The sequence below is a fragment of the Nostoc sp. genome (assembly GCF_054880495.1).
The window spans coordinates 1-2,995 of the sequence record NZ_JBTYKD010000261.1 but is presented as its reverse complement, the minus strand read 5'-3'; the positions used below and the strand labels follow the sequence as shown (position 1 = coordinate 2,995).

Genomic DNA, 2,995 nt, shown 5'->3' with positions numbered 1-2,995 from the left:
GGTGAATAATTTTACTTCCAAGACATCGGGACTAAGCCCTGATAATCCCAATATTATTGAGGTGTTGGTAGAAGCTGGAGTTACTTGCGACTCCCAGGTGATGCAGAAACTCTCACGCAAGCGCAAAGGTGATGAAATTCAACTTGATGGCGAGTCGATGTCCAAGGCTTTATTGCTTGCTAGAGATGAATATTGGCGTGCGATCGTCAGGTGGTTACGCTCGAAAATGGATGAGGATATTGAAGAACTGGTGTTTTGCGGAGGGACTGCGGACTACATTCGTCCAGAAATAGATGCTTACTTCCAGAAAGAGGGAATTAAGGTATCCTGGCACGGTAATATTTTTATACCTGATGAGATATCTTCCGGTATTGGCAATCGGATGGCGGATGTCTGGGCGCTCTACCAATATATGATTATTCAGTTTGATGAGTTGACTGGTTATACCCGCTCTGAGGTTGTACTGCTAACTAAATCCGCTGAAGGTAGTACAGATGAAGAAGTTAAACCTAAGTATAATTTTACGCCTTGTGAGCGACCTAGTACCTTTATTGCTGTGAACGAGAATGTTTGATACACTTAGAAAAAATAAGTGTAGTTACAAGACTGTTACTACATTTATTTGATGCTTTTTACTTCAGAGGGTGTAGGGTATAGGGTTGCAGGTTTGGGAACCCCCGTTTAAAAACGGGAGCATTGTTGCATTGACCGGAGGCGGAGCGGCTCGCCTGGGCGCTGTATTTCTTGCGCTGCGCCACTCGTTATACGTCTTTTTTTTTAACTGGGCAATAACCCTGCAACAATAGGTTTTTTATTTCTATACCCCACACCCCACACCCCACACCCTACACCCCACACCCTTTTCTTGTAACTTTTTTTAAAGTACACAAGTGTCAATTACAAATCCCAATCTAGTTTGAAAGTTTCGCCGCTATCTTCTGGCTGATGTTGGGGGTCATCTGGGGCATGAGTAGACTCAGCTATAGGAGGCTGATTTGTAGAGATGGGCGATAGGCCGCTAGCCATCAAGTACCTTTTCCAGAGAGTTGTCCGCAACTAGACTATCTGACTGTAAAGAAGTATCTTCTTTCTTCTCTTCTTCTAAAAGTGCTTCGATTTGCTCAAAAAGCTTATTAATTTTTTTAAGCTTTTTATCATCATTCCAGATTTTACTTTTTCTAAGTGCTTTGTATATTTTGTCGGCTTTTTCTTTTTGTTCTTGGTTATGAGATGGTGGCTTACTTTCTGACTGCTGTTGAAGAATATTTGCCACTAAAACCCTAATTTCAGATAGCGATAAACTTTCTGCGATCGCCTTACTTAAAACTTTCTGCCTTTCATCATCATTTTTTATCCGGTTGACTTCCTTAGCTTTTGTGTATTCAATATTGCCTTTTTGCAATGCGGTTTGGATATCTAAATGGAGTTTGAGCAAAGGAAGGCGATTGGCTACAAACGACTGCCAAGTAATTTTTCCTAACTTCGAGAATACATCTTGTATGATTTGTCCTTCCTCACTAACCATAACGTTATGGTTAGAATTACCTTTGGTTTCATTATTCATGTCATAGAGCAGTTTAACCACTGTCTCTTGGTCAATATCGAGTTCTTCGGCAAGTAGTTCGAGAATCCCGATAGTTTCTTCATAGGCATTGAGGTCTTCCCTCTGGAGGTTTTCAACTAAGCAGAGTTTACGAGCTTTTTTCTCGTCGCACTCAATAATGACTACAGAAATTTTCTCAAGTTTTGCAATTTCACAAGCTTTGAGACGGCGTTCACCAGCGATAAGTTCATACTTGTCTTCCTCAATCTTTCTGACGACTATGGGTTCTAGTAACCCCACTTCCTTAATGCTATCGGCGAGGGATTTTAGTTTTACAGGGTCAAAATAGCGACGGGGCTGACTCGGTGGAAGGATAATTTGGGATAAAGGTAAAGTGTAATCAGATGAGGATTGTTCTTCTTCATCTCCAAATAAATTATCGAGTCCGGTTAGTTTTTCTAGTTCACGTTTTTGGCTCATAGTTGAGTGATGTATTTTGTAATTTCTTCGAGTATGCTAACTGCGGGATGGTTTTTCTTGTGGAGTGCAAGGGGTAGATGTGCCTGGGTAGCATCAGGAAAAGCTGTTGATTTAGGGATAGGGGCAGTAACGTGTATACGCCCTTCTACCTGTTGTTTAATCTCTTCCAGTATTCCTGTGTCTTGGAGGTTGCGATTATCGTACTTAGTTGGAATTAAACAGGCAATTTGTAGTTTCTGATGTCCTCCTTTTTTGAGCCGGGCGATTGTTTCTAGTAGTTGATTAGTGCCAAGATAGCACTTGTATTGTGTTTCAACTGGAATGATAACGTGTGAAGCAGCTACTAAGCTCATAATGCTTAGTATTCCTAGAGAAGGCGGACAATCAATCAAAATATAATCATACTGCCCAAGTACATTTGAGAGCGCAAACTTGAGCCGTTGGCGGTTGTCGATGGTCAGGTCATGGAAAATTTTTTGCTCCGTACCTGCTAGTTGGATATTCGTTGGCACAAGGTGCATTCCGTAAATGGGTTTTTCCCATACATACAGGGGAGTTTCTTCAGCGATCGCACTATAGATAGTTTGCTCAGTTTTTAGCTTAATTTCCCCTAATCCCATAAAAGCTGTTAGCGATGCCTGTGGGTCCATATCTACAAGAAGTACACGGTGTTTTTTGGCGAGGTGATATCCAAGATTGTGTGTAATAGTCGTTTTAGCAGCACCACCTGACTGATTGAAAGTAGCGATTATTTTGGTTGATGACATATATTAATGAAGTGATTTTTTAATCCATGTCAGCGATTCTACCAAACAGTGGATTTTTATTCCGGATTTCTGTAAAAAAAAGAATGCCAGTACCAACAAGTAAGCCTGTATGTACTAGTACAGCACGGCGGAAATAGCGCACCCATTAAACAGCTAATACCTTGCCTTTATAAGTCCATTTAAATGGCTTCGCCATAGTATGATT

The 2,995-nt window shown here is 41.0% G+C and carries 3 protein-coding genes and 1 pseudogene; 1 reads left to right on the top strand and 3 read right to left on the bottom strand.

Features of this window, described 5'->3' with window-relative positions; translation table 11 throughout:
- Positions 1-574, top strand: a pseudogene (locus ACYTXL_RS23920) (ParM/StbA family protein); the annotation flags it as partial.
- Between the two features lie 323 nt (positions 575-897).
- On the opposite strand, the gene ACYTXL_RS23915 reads toward ACYTXL_RS23920, so the two are convergent.
- The 3 genes from ACYTXL_RS23915 to ACYTXL_RS23905 are packed head-to-tail and all read right to left on the bottom strand — an operon-like array spanning position 898 to position 2,790.
- The gene (locus ACYTXL_RS23915) at positions 898-1,026 is read right to left on the bottom strand and encodes a hypothetical protein (RefSeq protein WP_461926906.1); all 129 of its coding nucleotides are present in this window, start codon (positions 1,024-1,026) and stop codon (positions 898-900) included.
- Positions 1,019-2,023, bottom strand: a complete 1,005-nt coding sequence (locus tag ACYTXL_RS23910) for a ParB/RepB/Spo0J family partition protein (protein ID WP_461926905.1) — start codon at positions 2,021-2,023, stop codon at positions 1,019-1,021. Before ACYTXL_RS23910 ends, ACYTXL_RS23915 begins: the two co-directional genes overlap by 8 nt.
- A complete protein-coding gene (locus ACYTXL_RS23905; RefSeq protein WP_461926904.1) occupies positions 2,020-2,790 on the bottom strand; it encodes a ParA family protein in 771 nt (256 codons plus the stop codon). The genes ACYTXL_RS23910 and ACYTXL_RS23905 overlap by 4 nt, the downstream gene beginning before the upstream one ends.
- Positions 2,791-2,995: the final 205 nt, after the last annotated feature.